This is a genomic window from Paraglaciecola sp. QJM3NY_14, from assembly GCF_056173245.1.
Genome location: NZ_CM149664.1, coordinates 830,404 through 850,960 on the forward strand (window position 1 = coordinate 830,404; position 20,557 = coordinate 850,960).

Below are 20,557 nucleotides of genomic sequence, written 5' to 3' on the forward strand. Positions count from 1 at the left end.
GCTGATTTTCGCTCTAAAAATGTACTGTTTAGACTATATATTAAGTAGTGGTGAAATAATTCGTTTACGAAGTAAATAGCTGATATTGCATCAGTTAGCAATCAATCCTGTTGTTTTGACTGTTTTAAATCACTAATCATAAAGGGATTGTACAAATATCTGCCGACGCAGACTCGAATTCTTCCCTCATTATATTGGTTCGTGTTGAACTTATTTTTGCGCTTTGCTGTAATTTCTTTAAAATCATACTGTAGAATAAAAATTAAACAGCTTTAAACGTAAAAAAATACCCGACTAGCAACACCTAAACTAGACCACACAAGGCCAATGAGAATGAAAATATCCAAGTTAAGCTGCGCGGTCGTTGCCGCACTTGCTACTACGCCCGTCTATGCTCAGCAAGAAGCCACAAAAACAGGCAAAGCGAGTATTGAGACTATTGAAGTAACTGCAACAAAACGCTCAGAGTCGATTCAAGACATTCCCGTGTCAGTGACCGCACTAAACGGTGAAGCATTAGAGAACCTTGGGGTTGATAATTTTCAAGAATACGTCGAGTTCTTGCCTAATGTGACCTTTCAGGGTACAGGCCCTGGACAAAACGAAATTTACATTCGTGGCGCAGCAACGACCCAAAGTAATATCTCTGTTTCATCTGTGCAGGCACTTCAGCCTTCTGTCGCGTTTTATCTGGACGAACAACCGGTTTCAATGCAGGGCCGTAATCTAGATATTTACGCTACCGATATGCAGCGCATTGAGGTACTACCTGGGCCACAAGGGACCTTGTTTGGTGCCAGCTCACAATCAGGCACCGTAAGATTGATCACCAAAAAACCTGATCACACTGGATTTGCTGCAGGGGTTGATACCAGCACCAGTTTCACTAAAGGTGGTGAAATGAGTAATTCTGTAGAAGGGTTTATAAACTTCGCAGTATCAGACGACCTTGCCTTTCGCGTAGCGGCCTACACTGATAACCAAGGCGGTTGGATTGATAACATCCGCAACGATCCAGCGAATGGCGGATACATCGGTAGCGCAGTGGTTATCGACAGAATCTCTGGCGGTGTGCTTAGCGACCCTGAAAATACTCCGGTTATTTCACCTGAAAACGATGCGTTAGTGGAAGATGACTTTAACGATGCGGTTTATTCAGGTGCGCGTTTTGGTCTGTCTTACATTATTAATGAAGATTGGGACTTATTGGTTCAACACACTCAGCAAACATTGAGCACTGAAGGCGTGTTTGCATACGATCCTAATTTAGAAGGGGAAACCTCAACTAACCGCTTTGTACCTGAAGACAATGATGACGAGTTTGGTTTGACTACTTGGACCTTAGAAGGGCGTTTAGACAAACTAGACATCGTTTACACTGGGGGATACTTAGACCGCTCAATCGACTCAACCATTGATTACACGGGTTATACCAACGGCGGTTTATTCTCTGCTTATTATGTGTGTAATTATGGTGGAGATGTTGCGCCAGAAGATGAGATTTGCTTAGACCCAACTAAGTATTACAAGGAAAAAACCGACAGCACGCGTATGACCCACGAGTTGCGCTTTAATACGCCAACAGACAATGTATGGCGTCTAACTGCTGGTGTATTCTACGATGAGCAAGACCTCAATTCAGTGGGTAAGTTTAATATCGCTAATACGGACAAGTTCGACGATTTAGCCCGAACTTTGGTAGGCTCTGAGGGGGTTAACTCAACGAGTCAACCCTTTGAGCCGAGCATCAGTTTCGTAAACGATATTCAGCATGCAATTGACCAAATTGCAGTGTTTGGCCAAATAGAATACGACCTGACTGACGACATTACCGCAACGTTTGGTGCTCGCTGGTATGAAATTCAAGATACGTATAAAGGCTCCACTACCACTGTTGATGTGAGTCGCCGTTTGCGTGCGTTCGGTACGCAGGATCCGGCTGAATTGGCGGCATCTGGTTTAGATGATGGTGTGATAGCCGCGATAGAAAGCGGTCAACTTGAAGTTGATTTACTCGATGGTGATGGCACATTGACCGTAGACGATGTGATTTTGAAAGCATCAGTTGACTGGAAGGTAAACGAAGATATCCTGGTATTCGCCACCTATTCTGAAGGCTTCCGTCCGCCTGTAACCAACCGCGTAGGTGGTGGTTTGGCGACTAATCAAACAGGGGCGTTTGAAGATTTCCGTATTCCAGTATATTCAACAACGGATGAGTTAGATAACTATGAGTTCGGTATCAAAGGTGACTTCCTAGACGGTATTTTACGTGTTAATGCTACGGCGTACTATTCTGAAATCAGTGACTTACAAACCTCACGTTATGACCCAACCAACATCAGCTTCTTGGTATTCACTGACAATGTTGGTGACGCTGAAATTCGCGGTATTGATGCTGACTTAACCTGGTTGGCCACTGACAACCTTGTTATCAACGCGGCGTTTAGTGTGTTAGACACTGAGTTGACGAGCATTAACGCTGCACTAGATGGAATAGCGCCACCTGTGGGCAGTAAACTACCGTATTCTGCTGATTTTTCCGGCAATATCCGTGCACAATACTTTTATGAGTTAGACAATGGCTTTACTGGATATATCAACGGCTCAATTAGCTACACAGGTGATCGCTTAGCGAGCATGTCGATGGACGCCTATGCTCTTGAAGATGCTGCACAGCTCGTTTATGGCGCAGGGACAGGCCTAAGCATTGAGCGTGAAGCCGCTGTGTACGAAGGAGTAACGTTTGCTGATTCAAACGGTGAGACCATTCAAGGTGGGCGTTACATCCAAGACAGCTACATACTTGCTAACCTTGCATTTGGTATTACTAACGATGAATGGAAAGCTGAGATCTTTATTGATAACCTAACGGATGAGAGTGCTATCTTGTATATTGATGCCCAGCAATACACGCCTAAAATAGTGTCTAACAGACCACGTACCGTAGGGTTAAGATTGTCTTACGACTTCTTCTGATCTTACTAATGTGCTTAAGCTTTTAAGCGCAATACGTATACGAAGGCAAGCCTACCTAGGCTTGCCTTTTTTATGTACGGGCAGGACATATTACCATTCAGTTTTTTGGAGTCGCTACATTGAGTACCAAGCATACATCCCAAGCCAAACCATCGTTTAACGAAGCGTGTAACGGGATAAAACAACTTATTCAACAGGCGAAATTTAGTCAGGCCATTGCGTTGTGTGATCAGCAATTAGCGAGTGATTTATCAAATGATAATAGAGTTGAAATACTGTATTTATTGGTCGTAGCTCAGCGGTTAAATGGTGATTTAAGTGAGGCACTCGAGTCAAATAAAATCTTGCTGGAGGCAAATGCTAAGCACGCACGAGCTTGGCAAGAAAACGGTTATTTGTATCTCGCATTGCGTGAGCCACAACAGGCCGCTCAGTCTTTCTACCAAGCTACGCAGTTAAACCCCGCACTACTGGCCAGCTGGCGCGCATTACTGCCGCTTTATCAACAGCAAGAAAATGCCAAAGCGGTGACAATCAGCCAAGCACAAATAGACTATTTATCCGGGCTGCCTAATGCGGTGCTAGGTGCTAAAGATTTAATGTACGAAGGGAATTTATACGCAGCTGACAAAGTTTGTCGTCAGTTCTTACAAGCTAACAAACACAACAGCGAGGCGATGTTATTGCTCGCAGAAATCGGTATTCAGCTTAAAGTATATGGCGAGGCTGAATTTATTTTAAGCAGTTGTTTAGCGCTTTACCCTGAACACAAAGCGGCCGGCATCGCGTACCTTCAGCTGTTAGCCAAAATGGCTAAATTTGCCGAAGCAAAAGCCTTGGCTGATAAGCTGCTGGCAGCCTCTGGCGATAACGTCGTCCTGTTAAGTGCTAAGGCCAGTGCTATGGTCGGTCTGGGGGAAGTGCAAGCAGCCATATCAATTTATCAAGAGTTGTTGCTAAGAAACCAAAACCAGCCGGGCATACAACTATTGTTGGGGCATGCGTTAAAAGCGTTAGGGGATTTGCCGGGGGCAATCAACGCTTACCAACAGGCATATCGATACAAAGCTGAATTTGGTGACGCTTATTGGAGTTTAGCCAACACCAAAACCTATCGCTTTAGTGATACTGAGCTTGCTGCAATGGAGCAACTAGTTGTTCAACAGAATATTGCGGTAGATGACAAAGTACATCTGCATTTCGCCTTAGGTAAGTCATTGGAAGACAGGGGCTCTTTCGATGCTGCATTTTCACATTATGCCAAGGGTAATCAGCTTAAACAGCAACAGATTAACTACAATCCTGATGTGTTCGAGCGCCAAGTAGCCAAGCAAATCGACACCTGCCAACCAGAACTATTTGCACGCTTAAAAGAAGCTGGCGAGCAAAGTCCTGATCCTATTTTCATTGTTGGTTTACCCAGAGCGGGCTCGACGTTACTCGAACAGATACTCGCATCGCACTCTCAAGTTGATGGCACTATGGAGCTGCACGATGTTCTTGGGCTGGCATCAAAATTACAGGGTCAAAAAAATCAATATCCTCAGATGTTGGCCGATTTGGATGACAGCTATTTTGCTCGTTTTGGGCAGAAGTATTTGCAAGACACACAAGTCTACAGAGCCGGCGCGCCGTTTTTTATCGATAAAATGCCGAACAACTTTTTGCACATAGGCCTAATCAAATTAATCTTGCCTAACGCCAAAATAATCGACGCAAGACGCGATCCTATGGCGTGCTGTTTTAGCGGTTTCAAGCAGTTATTTGGTGACGGGCAGGAGTTCTCGTACGGGCTAGAAGAGATAGGTCGTTATTACCGCGCTTATGAACAACTTATGACCCATTGGGACACAGTGTTGCCAGGCTTCGTATTAACAGTGCAGCACGAAACATTGATTGATGACTTGCATGGACAAGTGGAGCGGATTTTGGATTTTTGCGGATTACCGTTCGAGCAACGGTGTATCGATTTTCATAAGACTGAGCGGGCGATAAAAACCCCCAGTTCAGAACAAGTCAGGCAGCCTATATACCGCTCAGGCATGGAACAATGGAAGCACTTCGATGCTCATTTAGGGCCGTTGAAAAAGGTTTTAAACCATGACATGTAGCACGGAACAACAAAGTGTGAAACCAGCGTTGAAGATCCCAAGGGGTACGTACAAAGGCAAATTTGAAGAGTTGATTGAAAAAAGCATCTGACAGCATCTCTTTCGCTGTAATGACACCGCAGTGGCGAGGAAATTTGCTCTGCGTTCTCACTATTTTAAAGGGAACAACCATTACTACATAGCGATGCCTTAATCAAAAACCGCTGGACGCATTCTGAGGCGGGCACTTAATTAATGCGGATTGGTATTGATTTGTGACAAGGGAACATAAGGTAGTACGTAGGGTCGTGCCAATGTAACTTGTTAAGCACTGAGCGAATGCTGGAACCACCTGTTTTCGCAATGTGGATGTATAAGAATCTGTAGCGCTGGTTTAGCAGCACGTTTTCACTCATTTCAAGGTCGCTCTAGCAAAACAGCCAGAAAGAAAATCACTGAATTGGCACTAACAAACGGCTAAGCGAAATCGAATAGCGTGACATGATAAGGCTGAACATCTCCACGTTTGTGTAAAGAAATCTCAGCGTTTACTTTGAATGAGCCGAGATAGTGCTGACAAAGAAAAGTCAGTGTCGATGAAAGGCTAAGCATTGTTGACTAACAAGCGATAGCCTGTAGGAGGGCATTTTATATTTACGTCGCTTGAGCCTAGACGATACCGCCATTTGCTCTGAGTACTTGGCCATTTATCCATGCGCCGTCTGGGCTAACTAGAAATGCCACCGCACGGGCAATATCCTCCGGTGTGCCTAATCTTTCTAACGGGCTCATTTTAGCCAAGCGGTCGATCAGTTCTTGCGATTTTCCATCCAAAAATAAGTCTGTCGCTGTGGGGCCTGGTGCTATCGCATTCACCGTGATGTCCTTGCCGCGCAGCTCTTTGCTCAAAATTGCACTCATGGTTTCTACTGCTGATTTTGTCGCTGCGTAGATACCGTACTGTTCCAATTTTAAACCGACAACACTGGTAGATAGGTTCACAATTCTGCCCCCATTTGGCATTCGGTTAGCCGCCTGCTTTAGGGTATTAAATGTGCCTTTTAAATTGACTGCGATTTGCTGATCAAAATCCGTCTCTTCACTTTGTGCCACGGGCGCATTTTTCATGATCCCTGCGTTATTGATTAGTACATTCACAGAGCCCAGCTCGCTTTCTATTTTGTCGAACATTTGGCTAACACCATCGCTATTCGCTACATCACAACAAACCGCTAACGCCGCGTATCCCGCATCTTTTAGTTCCTTCACCAAGTCGTCTGCGGGCGCCGGGTTTTTGGAGTAATTGACTGCGACAGCAAAGCCATCGGTCGATAGTCTACGTACTATTGCGGCCCCGATCCCTTTAGAACCACCTGTGACTAACGCGACTTGAGGTACAGACATCATTATCTCCTGAGTTTGAAAACGAGCGATTGAATCAGCTTACAAGGTTTGGTTTCGAATAGGGGCGATAGAAAATTAATCTTACAATTGCGCTAGCCCAATAAGCACTAACACCTGCTCTGGTGAGCTGACATTCTGCGCCGCTTGGGTTAATTAGGTTAATTGGGTTAATTGGGTAAAGGGGCTTTATTACCTCAGCGAACTAGCGCTGCATTGATGCTCCGTTTGCACTGTGTTTTGTCGTTATGATCACCACTCTGCGTATTTCAATTTCCTCAGCAACGGCCATAAAAACTGTATTTGGGAGCGGCTAGTCTGAAATACTCGGCAAGCATACGTGCCTAACTATTTTTGCAACCTGCTAACATTTGCCTTATTATTGTTAACAATTAACCAATTGGGTTGTTTGACAGTCGATGCGTAGCTTTCTATTTTTTGTTTTAGGGGTTTTTACATCCGTTGATGTATTTGCCTCACCGCAAACGCTATTTTGGGGGCACGTCTACGAGGTTAGCGAGCCTTTGCACAAACAGGCTGTGTGGGCCGCTGAGCAAATTAAACTGCGCACTAAAGGGCGCTACGACATTCAGGTCTTCCCGGTGTCTATGCTGGGTAAGGAAGCGGCGCTTAATGAAAGCCTACGTTTAGGCAGTGTCGACATTATTTATACTGGAACCAGTTTTGTCGCTCAACTATTTCCCCCTTTTGCCCTAACCGATTTACCTTATATCTATGCTAGCTATGAACATTGGCAACGCTTTAACGAAAGTGATTTGTTTGATGAGCTGGCCAAGGGCTATGCAGACATCACGCAGGGCAATCAAATTCTGGCCAATAACTATTACGGCGCAAGGCACGTGACGTCTCACTCGGCCGTTCTTGGCCTAACTGACAGCAAAAACTTGAAAATACGCGTGCCCAACGCGGCTATTTTTAAAATGTTCCCTACGGCCATAGGCGCCAACCCAACACCAATTGCATTTTCTGAGGTGTATATGGCATTGCAACAGGGTGTGGTTGATGCACAGGAGAACCCCCTACCAACGATAAAGGCCAAAAAGCTGTACGAAGTGCAGCCACATATTAGTCTCACTGGGCATATGTTGGGCTCAAATTTAAGCATTATTAGTCAACGTAGATGGGCAATGCTAAGCGCAGAAGATAAAGATATTTTTAGTACGGTATTAAGACAAGCCGCTGCCCGTGTATCTGATGAAACCCGCACCATCGAACTTGAGTTGGTGGCATGGTTTGAGACCCAAGGGATACAGGTTCATCAAATTGATACGCATGCCTTTCGCCAAGCTACCTTGGCCCTTCATGAGCCCTATTTGCCTATCGTAGGGCGAGAAAATTATCAACGTTTGTTGCAGCTAAATAGTGAAGGTAAATGAGTATGTCCTTATCAGAAGTCGATATAAACCAGAGTGAACAGCCAGTTGTTGATTTGCCGATCCGTTTAGAGGAGGTAATTAGCTTAGTCATATTTTGGGGACTCGCCATTTTATTGTTTGCACAATTTTTCAGTCGTTACGCTCTCGATGCTTCCCTAGGATGGTCGGAAGAATTGGCCCGTTACTTACTTATTTTGCTGGCGTTTTCAGGGGCGAGTATTGCCACCAAAAACGATGCGCATATTGGCGTCACTCTGTTGCATAGATACTTGCCCGTCAAAATGCTTAGTGTGCTGCAACTGTGCATCGCTTCGCTCAATTTAGCTGTGGTGCTGCTGTTAATGGTATATGCCAGCCAAATTGGCTTTGCCTTGTCGCTTTACACACTGGCTTCGCTGCCAATATCAATGAGTTGGTTTTATGCCCTCATCACGCTGTTTTTACTCTTAATGGCTGGTAGAAGTGTTTTAGTGATAAAGCACCGTTGGTGCTCAATGCGTCAGGCACATATGACTGAGGTGGCGTAAGTATGGTGATCGCGGTGTTATTGATTTCTTTGCTGCTGTTAATTGCTAGCGGCACACCTGTGGCGTTTGCTTTATTGCTCGCATCAATGTTGGCGATTGTGGTGGATGGCAGCGTACCAAGTCTTGTTGTGCTGCACAGTATGCTAGGAGGCATGAATAGCTTCCCGCTGCTGTCGATCCCTTTTTTCGTCTTCGCTGGTGCTTTGATGAATAGTGCAGGAATAACCCAACGTATTTTCGATTTTACCAATGCGCTGGTGGGCTGGTTACGCGGTGGTTTAGGCCATGTGAACGTGGGGGCATCTATATTCTTTGCCGGTATGTCTGGTGCTGCGGTCGCTGACGCGGGGGGGTTAGGTGCCATTGAAGTCAAAGCGATGCGAGACCAAGGTTATGACGCTGGGTTCGCTGTGGGGTTAACGGCGGCATCTTCTACAATAGGACCGATTATTCCCCCTAGTTTGCCTTTGATTATTTATGCGGTCATGTCTTCGTCTTCAATCGGAAAGCTATTTGCCGCAGGGGTAATTCCTGGGTTGGTGATGGCATTAAGTTTAATGTTGATGGTGGCTTGGTATGCCAAAAAACGTCAATACCCAAAAGACCATGGCTTTTCAGTGGTGCGCTGCGCAAGCACCTTTAAACGGGCGTTTCTTTCCCTGATGACCCCAGTATTGATTATTGGTGGCATTTTATTTGGACTCTTTACTGCGACTGAAGCGGCTATTGCCGCCAGCGCATATGCTCTGTGTTTGGGGGGGCTGGTGTATAGAACTCTGAACCTCAAAACCTTATTGAGAGTCAGCATAGAAACCATAGAAACGACCAGTATTATCATGCTGATCATTGGGGCTGCGGCTGCTTTTTCATGGGTGTTAACCACACAGCATATCACCACTGATTTCACCCAGTGGATGTTGGCGTTTACCGATAATAAAGTCACGATATTATTATTGATGACGCTCATTTTGTTCATCGTCGGATGCTTTATGGAGACAATTGCTGCCATCACCATTTTGACGCCAGTGCTGCTGCCCATTGCTGTCAGTTTAGGGGTTGATCCCTTGCATTTCGGGGTGATGATGGTGCTCAATCTAATGATCGGGTTACTGACGCCTCCTGTAGGCATGGTGTTGTATGTGCTATCTCGGGTCACCGACGTTCCTTTTGAAACATGCGCCCGAGCAACCTTGCCCTTTTTGGTACCCTTACTCATCGTATTGATGCTGGTCACCTTTATACCGGGACTGACAACGTGGCTTCCTTCGGTGTTATACCCATAGCGGCAACCTTACCAAAATGGCACGCTTTCAAACTCTAAGAAACTAACGTTATACTGTTTTTCCGTTTTTACGATGCATTGCCGTTATGAACAACAGCCTGAGTATCCGTGCTTACACCAAGCAACTTCAAAGCCATGTACACCACAACCACCATCAGCTGGTGCTGCCCGTGCAAGGCAGCATAGTGATTGATATGCTTAGCTACACAGGCAAAGTGACCGTGGGGGAATGTGTGGTTGTGCCTAGTGGCACAGAACATGGTTTCAAAGCGGATGAAGCTGCACGTTTTATGGTGGCCGACTTAGCCACATTACCCGCCCACTTACTTGAAAGTGGACTGGCTGTATTTTCTATTTCCCCGCCTTTGATAAGTTTTTTATTGTTTGTTGAAAAGCAATTACAGCATCAGATCGATAGCGGTATTGAGCATTCTATTCTCGATGTTTTTAGTATGTTGCTGAGTCAGCAACGGGCAATGCATACCCTTGATAAACAAATGCGTATAGTACAAGGCTGGATCAATGAACATCTTGAACAGCCTATGAGCATTGATACGCTATCCGCGCTGGCTTGCTTAAGCCCAACGCAATTCAAAAAGCGCTTTAAAGCCAGCTTTTCCATGAGTGCTCAGCAGTACATTACTGGGCTTCGAATGGAAAAGGCCAAAGCCTTGTTAGCGCATACTGACTTGCCAGTGCAGCTTGTGGCTGAAAAAGTGGGCTATGGCGACCTTTCGGCCTTTAGTCGGCGTTTCTCTGTGTACACTGGGTTATCGCCTCGGGCATTTGCACAAACCTAATAATCACGTCTTTTTAAACAAGCCTTGCGTCTTTTTGGCAAAGTAATCAGTTTGCCAATTGTTTATGCTTCTCTCACGATTTGCTCAAAACGGAATAGGAAAATGTTGGCGATGCGCGGAGGCTTTACTCAATATCAATACGGAGTAATGGCTATTTTATTTGCTTCTGTGCTCTGGGGCACAACAGGCGTGGCAGCAAGCTTCGCACCCAGTATCAGCCCATTAGGGATAGGGGCTTTTGCGATGGGTGTGGGGGGAATGATGCTAGCTGTATTAGCCCGTCGTAAACTAAAAGCTAATTTAGCCAACCTGTTGCAACAAAAAACACTACTGCTCTTGAGTGCATTGGCTTTGGCGATTTATCCATTGGCATTTTATAGTTCCATGCGCATGGCGGGTGTGGCGGTAGGTACGGTTGTTTCCATTGCTAGTGCGCCTTTATTTGCTGCCTTGTTGGAGTGTCTTTTTAGCAAAGCGTTTCATCTAACGAAGCGCTGGTTGATCAGTGTTCTGATTGGCTTGATTGGGATCGCGTTACTTGCTTATGGCGAACCGCACGCGACTGAAATAGCGTTTAATGGGGTGTCAGAAGAGCAAGTAGCCCAGCAGCGACAAGTATGGGGGATTGCATTAGGATTATTAGCCGGCCTAACGTATGCGTTTTACTCTTGGGCCGCGCGCACCATGATCGACAAGGGCGTGCATTCACAAGCTGCCATGGGAAGCATTTTTGGGTTAGGCGCTATGGTGTTGTTACCGTCGTTATTCTTCACTGGGGATAACTTGTTTAGCTCTCCAGGTAATACCCTTGTATCACTGTATATGGCGTTGATCCCCATGACGTTAGGCTATATCGCCTTTGGGTATGGCTTGCGCCATATCAAAGCGAGTAGCGCCTCGTTGCTCACCTTAATGGAGCCAGTGGTAGCAGCAATACTGGCCGTACTGATTGTCGGTGAAGTGATTTCACCGCTGGGCTGGTTTGGTATGTTGTTGATCATGCTGTGCTTATTCATTCAAGCCACCGAGAAACAACCAGTCGCTACTGTCGCTATGAAGAGCAGTGCTACAGCTTGAGTCTGACGCGCTTACATCTAGTTCTGAATGGACTTTCTAGAATTAAATTTGAAATTTCATATATATGAAATTTCAAATGTGATGCGATGCTGTTCACTGAAAATCACAGTGTCTTAACTGCAGTGAAAATATAACCAAAACGCCCATCATCCTATGTAACCAATTTTCAGAAGCAGGAAAACCATCCCTATGGTGGTTATATGTCACAGCATCACATAAGGCTCGTCACGCCATATCAGGTAATCTTTTGAAGAGCATTTAATATGCACTTACCAGCAAGAGAATATCGAATACCTAGACGAAGGCTGGACACGCCTACCGTTATTGGGCGTGTTCGCCGCGGTAAATTTGACCGCCCGAAGCCAATTGCGCACCAGTGAATAGTCCGCCAAGGCGCCCCGGTTGTTAGATGAGAGTGTCGCAGACGAAGCCATTTTACAAGCTATGCTAGTTCCCTCCGTATTGTTTAATCGCCACATAGGCTGCAGCGAAAAGCGCGTTAAGTCGCGCAGACCTAGGGAAGCCGTCCCCGATTTACTAGAGAAGTGGTGCCAGAGGGCTTATCAAAAAGAAGGCGCTGAACTGGCCATTAATGACGTGAGTGAGCGGGTAAAATGATAACGGCATGAACGGTTGCTTTGCGTGAAAGTATAAAGCACGCCTAGTGCGTGCTTCGTACGACCGTTATTGCCTATTATCTGCTAACGCACAGACTTATTCATTGGGTGTCTGAGCAGTGCGGTTTGTCGCTGTTTTTTCACTGGTTGTCGCGACACCTAAATGTGCCTTCAAGAAGGTGTCCATCTCGGCAAATAACCGATGGCGATTGCGCTGGATAGATAGATAATGATCGCCATTTTTCAGCTCAACGTAGTTAACATCTTTGTTCAAATCTTCGAGCTCTTCAAACATCTCTCGGCTTTGGTATACATCAACGACTCGGTCATCCTCACCGTGTAGTAATAGCATAGGAATTTTGATGTGCTGGGCGTTATGATAAGGCGAACGAGCTTCTAGGTCGTCTTCATCTTCGCCGATTTGTTTCTTCACGAACTTCTTGTTCAAAAAATAACGGCTCTTGCTGACTAAGCGTTCTAAGTCCATCACACCAGCAAAGCTAATCGCACACTGAAATAGATCTGGGCTTTTTACCGCAGCCATTGCAGCCGCGTAGCCTCCATAACTGGCACCAACGATACAAATACGGGCTGGATCAGCAATTTTTTCTTCTATCAGCCATTTCGTGGCGTCAGTGATGTCATCTTGCATCGTCAGGCCCCAGCCTCGCATTTGGCTATCAGCAAATTGTTTGCCATAGCCAGAAGAACCGCGAAAGTTCGGGCGAAATACGGCGTAACCACGATTGGTGAAAAAAGAAGTCCAATAATCAAAGCCGTCATACTGACGGACACCAGGGCCACCATGAGGGTGAAGTATTGTTGCAAATGGTCCGCTGGCTTCATTGGGCAAGGTCAGATAGCCTTCAATTTCGGTGTTATCCCGTGCGGTATAAGTGACTAACTTATGGTTAGACGGAGTGACATCTTGTAAACCGGGATATTGTTCGAAGAGCATGACTAGCGACTTTTGAAGCCGATTTCCTAAAAAATAGGCACCGGGAATGAAGTCACTTTCTGTGTAAAGTAGGTAAGTTTCTTCGTTGGCACTAAAATCAATTAGATAATTACTGGTATCGGGTAGGGCGTAATCTAATGCCGATTGAAAGCGCTGATAGCTCTCATCCCAGTAAATTCTGCCGGTCGGGCTATTCGCATGGCGGATGCCAATGACATCGTTGAGCTTCGTAGAGTAGATAAGAGAGCCGTCCACATCATAGTCAGGATCCTCGAACACCAACGTTGATACTTGCGTAAAAAGGTTTATTTTATACAAGGCCTTTTTGTCACCTTTATAAGCGCTATAGAACAATATATTAGGATCATTAGCGAAGCCTAGCGGATTAATGCTCACTTCTTCGAGGGCGTTGTGTTCGAACATCATTTCCCAGTTATCCTCGCCAGGCAAGCGGTAACGAATTGACGCATCACCAGATTTATAGCTAAGCGATTCACCTAAGCGCACGTTACCTTGACGGTCTGCCATCCAGCTACGCACTTGCATTTTGCCCTTTTCAATCCGCACCCTTTTGCGCGTGTTAATATTTAATTTGTAGACCGATGGCACGTTGGCCACATCAAGATCAAGGGCGATCAATATATGCTCAGGGTCATCTGGTAAAAAGGACACTACCGTGTCTTGAAACTGCGATCTACGCTCTCTTGAACGGCCAGATTTCGGTCTAAATAAGTTACGCTGTACTACTTCTTCACCGTCCACATCGATAGCGAGCAAACGGGTTTCGGTAAATTTGACCGATCTTTCTCTACTGGCGAAACGCAAGCTCACTATTAAGGTTTTTTCATTGGCCCAGGTAAACCAATTTACTTTGACGTCTTCATTGTCTGATTTGACCAACATTTTTACTTTATTGGTTTTCAAGTCTAAAACCGACAGGACCGATAATTCAGGGTTGATATAATTTTTGATAAAAGCGACACGCTCGCCATTGGGGGATATATCGGGCTTTACGACTAACGGTAGCCGACTGTACTGGGTTGAGGGTAACTCAATACCGTGAGCCGGTAAGATGAGCAACACGCTCAATAATGCCAAAACGGCAATTTGAATAGACATAACACTCCTTATCATTTTACTGCTCCTTCAATAAGTACTCCATTGCCGATACTAACACTGTCTTTAAGATATTGTAGTCAAATGGATACTGCGACTATGGGGTATTTAATTTGGCTGTACTTACAGCGCCTGAGTCAGCCTGATATTTGTGTTCTATTTGAGGCATCCAAGAAACGATAGTTTGGAATTTAATATTCCTAATTTTAGATTGGTCATAGTAAATAGCTTCATATGATAAATACCTATAATAATCATTTATTTAACTTGTCGGACTTCTTTACACTGCAAAATTGAATGTCATTTAAGTTGTTGATTAGTGATAACTTATTTTATTGGCTGGTTTATTGCTTAAGGCCGACGCGTCAAATTATCCCGATGCACTTAAAAAGTACTTATAATTCATATGGAAGCAGTAATGAAATTGATATCTTTAAATAAAATATTCCTAGTTCTTGGTCTCACTTTATCTAGCGTTCATGCTAATGCCTCACTGATCGATGATGTGGATAACCTGAACGGTATTTATTTTACCGAAACGTTTGAGCCGAGTTCTGAGGTAAATTCTGAGGCAAGCACCGCGCTAAACTCTGAGCGAAGTAATACTGTGCAACGTCTTGACTCGCCAACTTTAGGGATAATTTGTGATGATACTATTCTTTCCCCAATACCTTGCGGTGGCGGTGATGATGGTGACATCGAACCTGATTATGCAGGTAAAGGGGTTGGAACATACACAGTGACCAATAATCTAGAGAACAGTACATTAGTGGGTTTTGGTATAACCAATGTGGACACCGTCGCATGGATTGATGAAGAACTTGATGCTTGGGTTGGAAATCAATACGTGAGCTACAATGCGATGACGATCGATGCCTCTAATTGGCAAACACAAAAATTATACGGTTATGAAGATGAAGTGAATACCGCTCAAGATTTGTACGGTGATATTGATGACTTCTTTGAGGACGGAGAAAATACGTTGAATTGGTATAGCTACTTTGATGGTGCATTAGAATATGGTCAAAGCTGGGGAGGATTCAAATTCTACGGCGATGGACCTCGCTCATCTTTGTATGGGATATTAGACGTTGAAGGCTCAGCTACCGTTTTTGCCAATGGCATTACACCAACTAACGTAACCACAACTCCTGACGCAACCAACGTACCTGCTCCAGGCTCGTTAGCTTTGCTAGCGCTAGGTTTATTCGGCATCGCGTTACGTCGTCGTAAATAGTCATAATTCTGTGATTAACATTTGCGGATTGCTATTTTGCGGCATCTGCAAAACATAAGAAACCGCTAGCGTCACCATGCGCTAGCGGTTTCTATATATGCGCTAGCGGCTTTTATAGAGAAGCATACTAACTGGCCTTTTTCTTCTTACGCCACTTCTTTTTGTACGCAGGTTTGGTTGAGGCAAGGCCTGCAAACTGACTGGTATCGATGCGCTGACTGGCGTTAATTAACTCACCAATGGTGTGCGTAAGAGGTTGCATAAAATCTTGATAACGCATTTTACATTGGGAAATTTTATCCAAATTGGCCTCCCATATAGCGGTCATATCGGGTTGGGTTGATTCGCTGGGCAGGGCATATATCAGCGCCTTGCCCGTGGGTGTGGCGTGTATTTCCTTGCCACTTTTTTGCATAAACTGTCGTTTAAACAATAAATCAATAATCGAGGCTCTGGTTGCCTCTGTGCCTAAACCGTCTGTGTCTTTAAGAATTTTCTTGATGCTAGCGTCTTGCACATAGCGGGCGATGCCTGTCATGGCGGCAAGTAAGGTCGCTTCGGTGAAGTGTTTAGGGGGCGAGGTTTGCTTTTCCACTAGCTGAGAGTCAGCACAATCGAGCGCTTGGCCTTTCACCAAGGTTGGTAATGCAGGTTCGTTTTTTGTTTGGCCGTTCTCTGATGTCGCTACGCCGTTTTGCTTGGTTAATACCAACCAGCCCATATCTGTGGTGGCTTTTGCTTTGGCTACAAAGGTCCCCCCAGCGATCGTCACCACGGCTACTTGTTCTTGATACTTATGGGGGCCATAAAACTGCATGATGTACTGGGTAGCAATCAATTGATAAATTTTCGCCTCATCGCCACTTAAGTTTGATATGGCCTTGTTGCGAGAGGTGGGAATAATCGCATGGTGAGCATCTACTTTGCTATCGTTCCATGCTTTTGATTTCAATTTACTATTCGCATTATCCACGGCACTTTGCTGCTCTGGGACATTGGCTTTAATGGCGCTTAATACTTTTGGCGCTTCGCTGAAATGCTCCATGGGTAAATAACGCGAATCAGAGCGAGGGTAGGTAATTAACTGGTGACGCTCGTACAACGACTGGCACACATTCAATACTGCCTTAGGTGACAAGTTAAAGCGTTTCGACGCATCAATTTGCAGTGCTGACAGGTTGTAGGGCAGGGGAGGCGGACTTTGTTTATCCTTCACCGTATAAGATTCAACGACGCCAGGTTGGCCCCGCGTTTTATTGACCACGGTTTCTGCGAGTTTCTTAACAATCACGCGGCCTTCTTGATCCTGATAAGGCTCGCAAGCTGCACTTGGCTGCCATTTAGCGGTGAACGTTTGGGATGGTTGCTCGGTTTGAGTGGCGAGTGTCGCCATGACTTCATAGAAGGGTTTCGACTCAAACTGGGCTATTTCTGCATCCCGCCTGACCACTAAACCCAGTACTGGGGTTTGTACTCTGCCGACCGACAGCACACCTGAGTAGCCGCCGCGCTGGCCGAGCAGAGTGTAAGCACGGGTTAAGTTAAGCCCATATAACCAATCCGCTCTTGAGCGTGCAAGGGCAGAAATAGACAAGCCAGTAAATTCACGATTGGGGCGAATATTAGTTAAGGATTTTTTAACTGCGTTTAGGTTTAAATCATTGATCAGTAAACGCCCAGCGTTATCGATAATATCGCGCTTAACTTTGCAGTAGGTGATGACTTCGTCCACTAAAAGCTGACCTTCACGGTCTGGATCCCCCGCGTTGACCACCTGAGATGCTGTTTTCAATAAACGTTTTATGACCGATAACTGTTTGCTGGTGCCTTTTTTGGGTACCAATATCCAATCTTGCGGCACGATAGGCAGGTGCTGCAAAGCCCATTTTGCATAAGCAGGGTCGTATTTATCAGGCTCAGCTTGTTCCAGCAAATGACCTATACACCAAGTGACGCAATCGCCATTTCCTAGCGTGATATAGCCATCATGCTTTTGTTGCTGACCGCTGAAGCCTTGCGCAATTGCACGGCCTAAACTGGGCTTTTCCGCTATATATAGGATCATAGAGATGGCGCTTAAGGTAATGTGACTGTATGTAAAGACAGTAGTGTAGCAATTAATTTTACTTGGGTGTAGCCAGAGCGATTTGTTTCTGAATGTTACCTTGCTTTTGCAATGTTGGAATATCCCCTTTGGGGACAGAGTACGAGAGAGGGAAACCGTATTCATAAATATCAAAAAAGTAGTGGTTTTTTGTTTTCTACTTTGTATAATTAATGTTAACAATAAACAATTTTCAAAGTGATCCCAGATGAAAAGTAGCAATGATAACTGTACGCAACCAGAAATTATGTCGCGCCGGGCGGCACTTAAATTCGTAGGAGCAGGGGTGGGAGCCGGAGTGCTTGCAGCAAGTGCAGGCTGCGCTCGCTCGTTGCAGAATCAAAAAGCGGATACCACACTAGCAAAATCAGCGGTAAATGCTGACGCTGAGCGCGTTACTCAAATGCAGGATAACTGGCAGCAAACCCATGATCGTGTTTGGCTTGGGGGCGAGTTTTGGGCTAACCCGATGGAAGATTGGCAAGTAAAAGAAGGTCATGCTCATTGCATTAATCCTGGTGGCAATCGCAGTGTTCATTCGCTAACGCATCAGTTAAAAAATCAACAAGGTGACTTTGAAATACGAGTACGGTTACAAAATCTAGCGCCAAATGAAAACGACGGTGGTGGCGGTGTGCGTCTAGGCGCGCGCAGTGAGCTGAATGAATACCGCAGTAATTGTTTTGTGCGCGAAGGATATGATGTTGGGGTGATTAAAAACACCTTAATTGTTGGCAGCGAGCGAATACCTCTGAAAATTGATATTGCTGATAAACCAGTGGATTTAATCATTTCGGGTAAGCCGCAAGTCGGCGCGATGTTACTCGATGTGGAGGTACATCTAGCAGAAGATCAACGTTTGCTTGTGGCGCATTCATTGCTGGCATCAGCAGATGAAGTGCTCGGCAACGTAGCCCTTGTGAGTAATTTTGCGTTGCCAGCAACTGATTTTCAAACTGATGCCAAAGAGCATAATGGTAGCCGCTACCGTTTTAGTGACTGGCGTATGGCGGGAAGCGCATTCGAATACTTACCAGAGCAGCGCTTCGGCCCCATTTTGTGGACTATGTATACCTTGAGCGATTCACAAAGCGAAAAGGGATTTGTGCTCAAACTCAGTGCATTACTTGGGCCCCTAGGGGCAAAAGACAATCAGAGCGTAGAGCTTCAAGTTAAGCGCCGTGGTCAGTGGAATTCATTAGGGCATAGCCAGATTGATCCAGCTGCATCATTAGCGACCTTCACCCATGAAAACTGGGACGAGAGCCAAAGCACAGAGTTTCGGGTGATATACAATCAATTACGCAAAGATGGCTCACACACACCAGACATATACTCAGGGACCATTCAAGCAAATCCCAAAGACAGGCCTTTGCGTATGGCATCTTTGACCTGCCAGAACGACTACGCATTTCCGTATGCTCCTGTGGCTGAAAACCTACAAAAGCTTAACCCAGACTTAGTGTTTTTCTCCGGTGATCAGCTATACGAACATCACGGTGGTTTTGGTTATGTTAGGGCGCCAGCGCAGCGCGCAACACTGAATTATTTACGCATGTACTATCAATTTGGTTGGTCATTTAAAGAGGTGATGCGCGACCGTCCGACGGTATGTTTACCGGATGATCACGATGTACTACAAGGTAACTTATGGGGAGAGGGCGGTGCACCCATGCAACACATTGAACGTGACCCGTCTGCGAGCATTCTAGGGGGGTACATTCAACCTATTTCTATGATTAACGTTGTGCACAAAACCAATACGTCACACCATCCTCAAGGATTTGATACAACGCCCAATCCAAGTGGTATTAGTAGCTACTATGGCAGCTTGATCTACGGTGATGTGGGATTTGCTATATTAGCTGACCGCCAATGGAAGAGTGCGCCTGAGGGAATTGGCGTTGTAGTGGGGGCAACGGGTCAAGATGAGGCGCCAGGTTATGTAAACCCCGATTTTGATGGTCCGGACTTAGCCTTGTTAGGTCAACGTCAAGAGGCATATTTAAAGCAATGGGGACAAGATTGGCGCGGTCATAAACTTAAAGCGGTGCTTAGCCAAACGGTATTTGCAGGCATTGCAACCCATCAACCACGGCCTGACCGATATTTGAAGTACGATTTTGATAGCAGTGGTTGGCCAGCAACGGCAAGAAACAATGCCATCGATATTATGCGCGAGTCTGCAGCGCTGCATATATGTGGCGATACGCATTTAGGTACGCTGTCGCAATATGGTGTGCATAAACAGCGCGACAGTAATTGGGCATTTTGTAGCCCAGCGATTGCTGCAGGTTGGCCGCGCTGGTGGAAGCCCGATGCGGTAGGTTTCGATGTTATAAATCGCCCTGAGCATGGTTTAGCTAATACCGGCGAATATCTGGATGCCTTTGGCAATAAGATGTACGTTTACGCCGTCGCGAACCCGTTAGTGGGGAAATCGGTTAACCGGTATGTGCAAGCGCACGAAAAAGGCAGTGGCTTTGGTATGATCACGTTTGATATCGAAAAACAAACATATACCTTAGAAGCCTATAAATTCTTGATTGATGTAGCTGACAATAAAGTGTCAAACCAATATGACGGTTGGCCGGTAACGATTCACAAAGATGAAAACCGTGGAATGAATCAGCTGCGCTAAGCAAAATTGTCGTCGTGTCTTTTGAAAAGGCACGACTCTTTTGCGTCTTCAATCGTTAACTTTTATTCACCTTTGCTATTTTTTGTTAGAACTTTTTGTACATAAATACATCATTTACCAACTTTATTTATTTACAAAATGTTTACTTTATTGCTCATCCTGGTGCTATTCAACTCTGAATTACCACAGCCATCTTCATGAAAAATATAGTTATTTTCTTTGCTTGCGATCGATCTTTCGTGGCATTGGGATGTGCGTCGTTTAATAATTATCCGATATTTAACTGTACTCACGTCATTAACAAAGAGTTGACAAGTGTTACTCGTTTTTG

At 45.3% G+C, this 20,557-nt stretch carries 13 protein-coding genes; 10 read left to right on the plus strand and 3 right to left on the minus strand.

Annotation, left to right across the window (positions count from 1 at the left end):
- Positions 1-333: 333 nt before the first annotated feature.
- Positions 334-2,979: a TonB-dependent receptor domain-containing protein gene (locus AC0VYA_RS03620; RefSeq protein WP_473478254.1), complete on the plus strand. Its 2,646-nt coding sequence runs from the start codon at positions 334-336 to the stop codon at positions 2,977-2,979.
- 119 nt (positions 2,980-3,098) lie between these two features.
- Complete coding sequence (locus tag AC0VYA_RS03625) at positions 3,099-5,090, plus strand: tetratricopeptide repeat-containing sulfotransferase family protein (RefSeq protein ID WP_475490070.1); 1,992 nt, start codon at positions 3,099-3,101, stop codon at positions 5,088-5,090.
- Between the two features lie 648 nt (positions 5,091-5,738).
- Here the strand turns inward: AC0VYA_RS03625 and AC0VYA_RS03630 are convergent.
- Complete coding sequence (locus AC0VYA_RS03630) at positions 5,739-6,476, minus strand: SDR family oxidoreductase (protein WP_475490071.1); 738 nt, start codon at positions 6,474-6,476, stop codon at positions 5,739-5,741.
- 413 nt (positions 6,477-6,889) lie between these two features.
- Between AC0VYA_RS03630 and AC0VYA_RS03635 the strand changes: the two genes are divergently transcribed.
- From AC0VYA_RS03635 to AC0VYA_RS03660, 6 genes are all read left to right on the plus strand, one after another.
- Positions 6,890-7,867: a sialic acid TRAP transporter substrate-binding protein SiaP gene (locus AC0VYA_RS03635; protein WP_475490072.1), complete on the plus strand. Its 978-nt coding sequence runs from the start codon at positions 6,890-6,892 to the stop codon at positions 7,865-7,867.
- A gap of 2 nt (positions 7,868-7,869) precedes the next feature.
- On the plus strand, positions 7,870-8,394 hold the full coding sequence (locus AC0VYA_RS03640; RefSeq protein WP_475490073.1) for a TRAP transporter small permease: 525 nt from the start codon (positions 7,870-7,872) through the stop codon (positions 8,392-8,394).
- 2 nt (positions 8,395-8,396) lie between these two features.
- On the plus strand, positions 8,397-9,677 hold the full coding sequence (locus tag AC0VYA_RS03645; protein ID WP_475490074.1) for a TRAP transporter large permease: 1,281 nt from the start codon (positions 8,397-8,399) through the stop codon (positions 9,675-9,677).
- Between the two features lie 85 nt (positions 9,678-9,762).
- Entirely contained in the window at positions 9,763-10,476 is a 714-nt protein-coding gene (locus tag AC0VYA_RS03650; protein WP_475490075.1) for an AraC family transcriptional regulator, read from the plus strand.
- Positions 10,477-10,578: 102 nt separating this feature from the next.
- Complete coding sequence (locus AC0VYA_RS03655) at positions 10,579-11,553, plus strand: DMT family transporter (protein ID WP_475490076.1); 975 nt, start codon at positions 10,579-10,581, stop codon at positions 11,551-11,553.
- Between the two features lie 402 nt (positions 11,554-11,955).
- Positions 11,956-12,171, plus strand: coding sequence for a thioredoxin domain-containing protein (locus tag AC0VYA_RS03660; RefSeq protein ID WP_475490077.1), 216 nt, complete (start codon positions 11,956-11,958; stop codon positions 12,169-12,171).
- 96 nt (positions 12,172-12,267) lie between these two features.
- On the opposite strand, the gene AC0VYA_RS03665 is transcribed toward AC0VYA_RS03660, so the two are convergent.
- Positions 12,268-14,247 (minus strand): alpha/beta hydrolase family protein, encoded by a 1,980-nt coding sequence (locus AC0VYA_RS03665; RefSeq protein WP_475490078.1) that lies wholly within the window; start codon positions 14,245-14,247, stop codon positions 12,268-12,270.
- Positions 14,248-14,662: 415 nt separating this feature from the next.
- Here AC0VYA_RS03665 and AC0VYA_RS03670 point away from each other — a divergent pair, with 415 nt between their 5' ends.
- The gene (locus AC0VYA_RS03670) at positions 14,663-15,481 is read left to right on the plus strand and encodes a PEP-CTERM sorting domain-containing protein (protein ID WP_475490079.1); all 819 of its coding nucleotides are present in this window, start codon (positions 14,663-14,665) and stop codon (positions 15,479-15,481) included.
- 127 nt (positions 15,482-15,608) lie between these two features.
- Here the strand turns inward: AC0VYA_RS03670 and AC0VYA_RS03675 are convergent, their stop codons facing one another.
- Positions 15,609-17,546, minus strand: a complete 1,938-nt coding sequence (locus tag AC0VYA_RS03675) for a DNA topoisomerase III (RefSeq protein ID WP_475490080.1) — start codon at positions 17,544-17,546, stop codon at positions 15,609-15,611.
- Positions 17,547-17,793: 247 nt separating this feature from the next.
- Between AC0VYA_RS03675 and AC0VYA_RS03680 the strand changes: the two genes are divergently transcribed.
- The gene (locus AC0VYA_RS03680) at positions 17,794-20,226 is read left to right on the plus strand and encodes an alkaline phosphatase D family protein (protein ID WP_475490081.1); all 2,433 of its coding nucleotides are present in this window, start codon (positions 17,794-17,796) and stop codon (positions 20,224-20,226) included.
- Positions 20,227-20,557 lie beyond the last annotated feature (331 nt).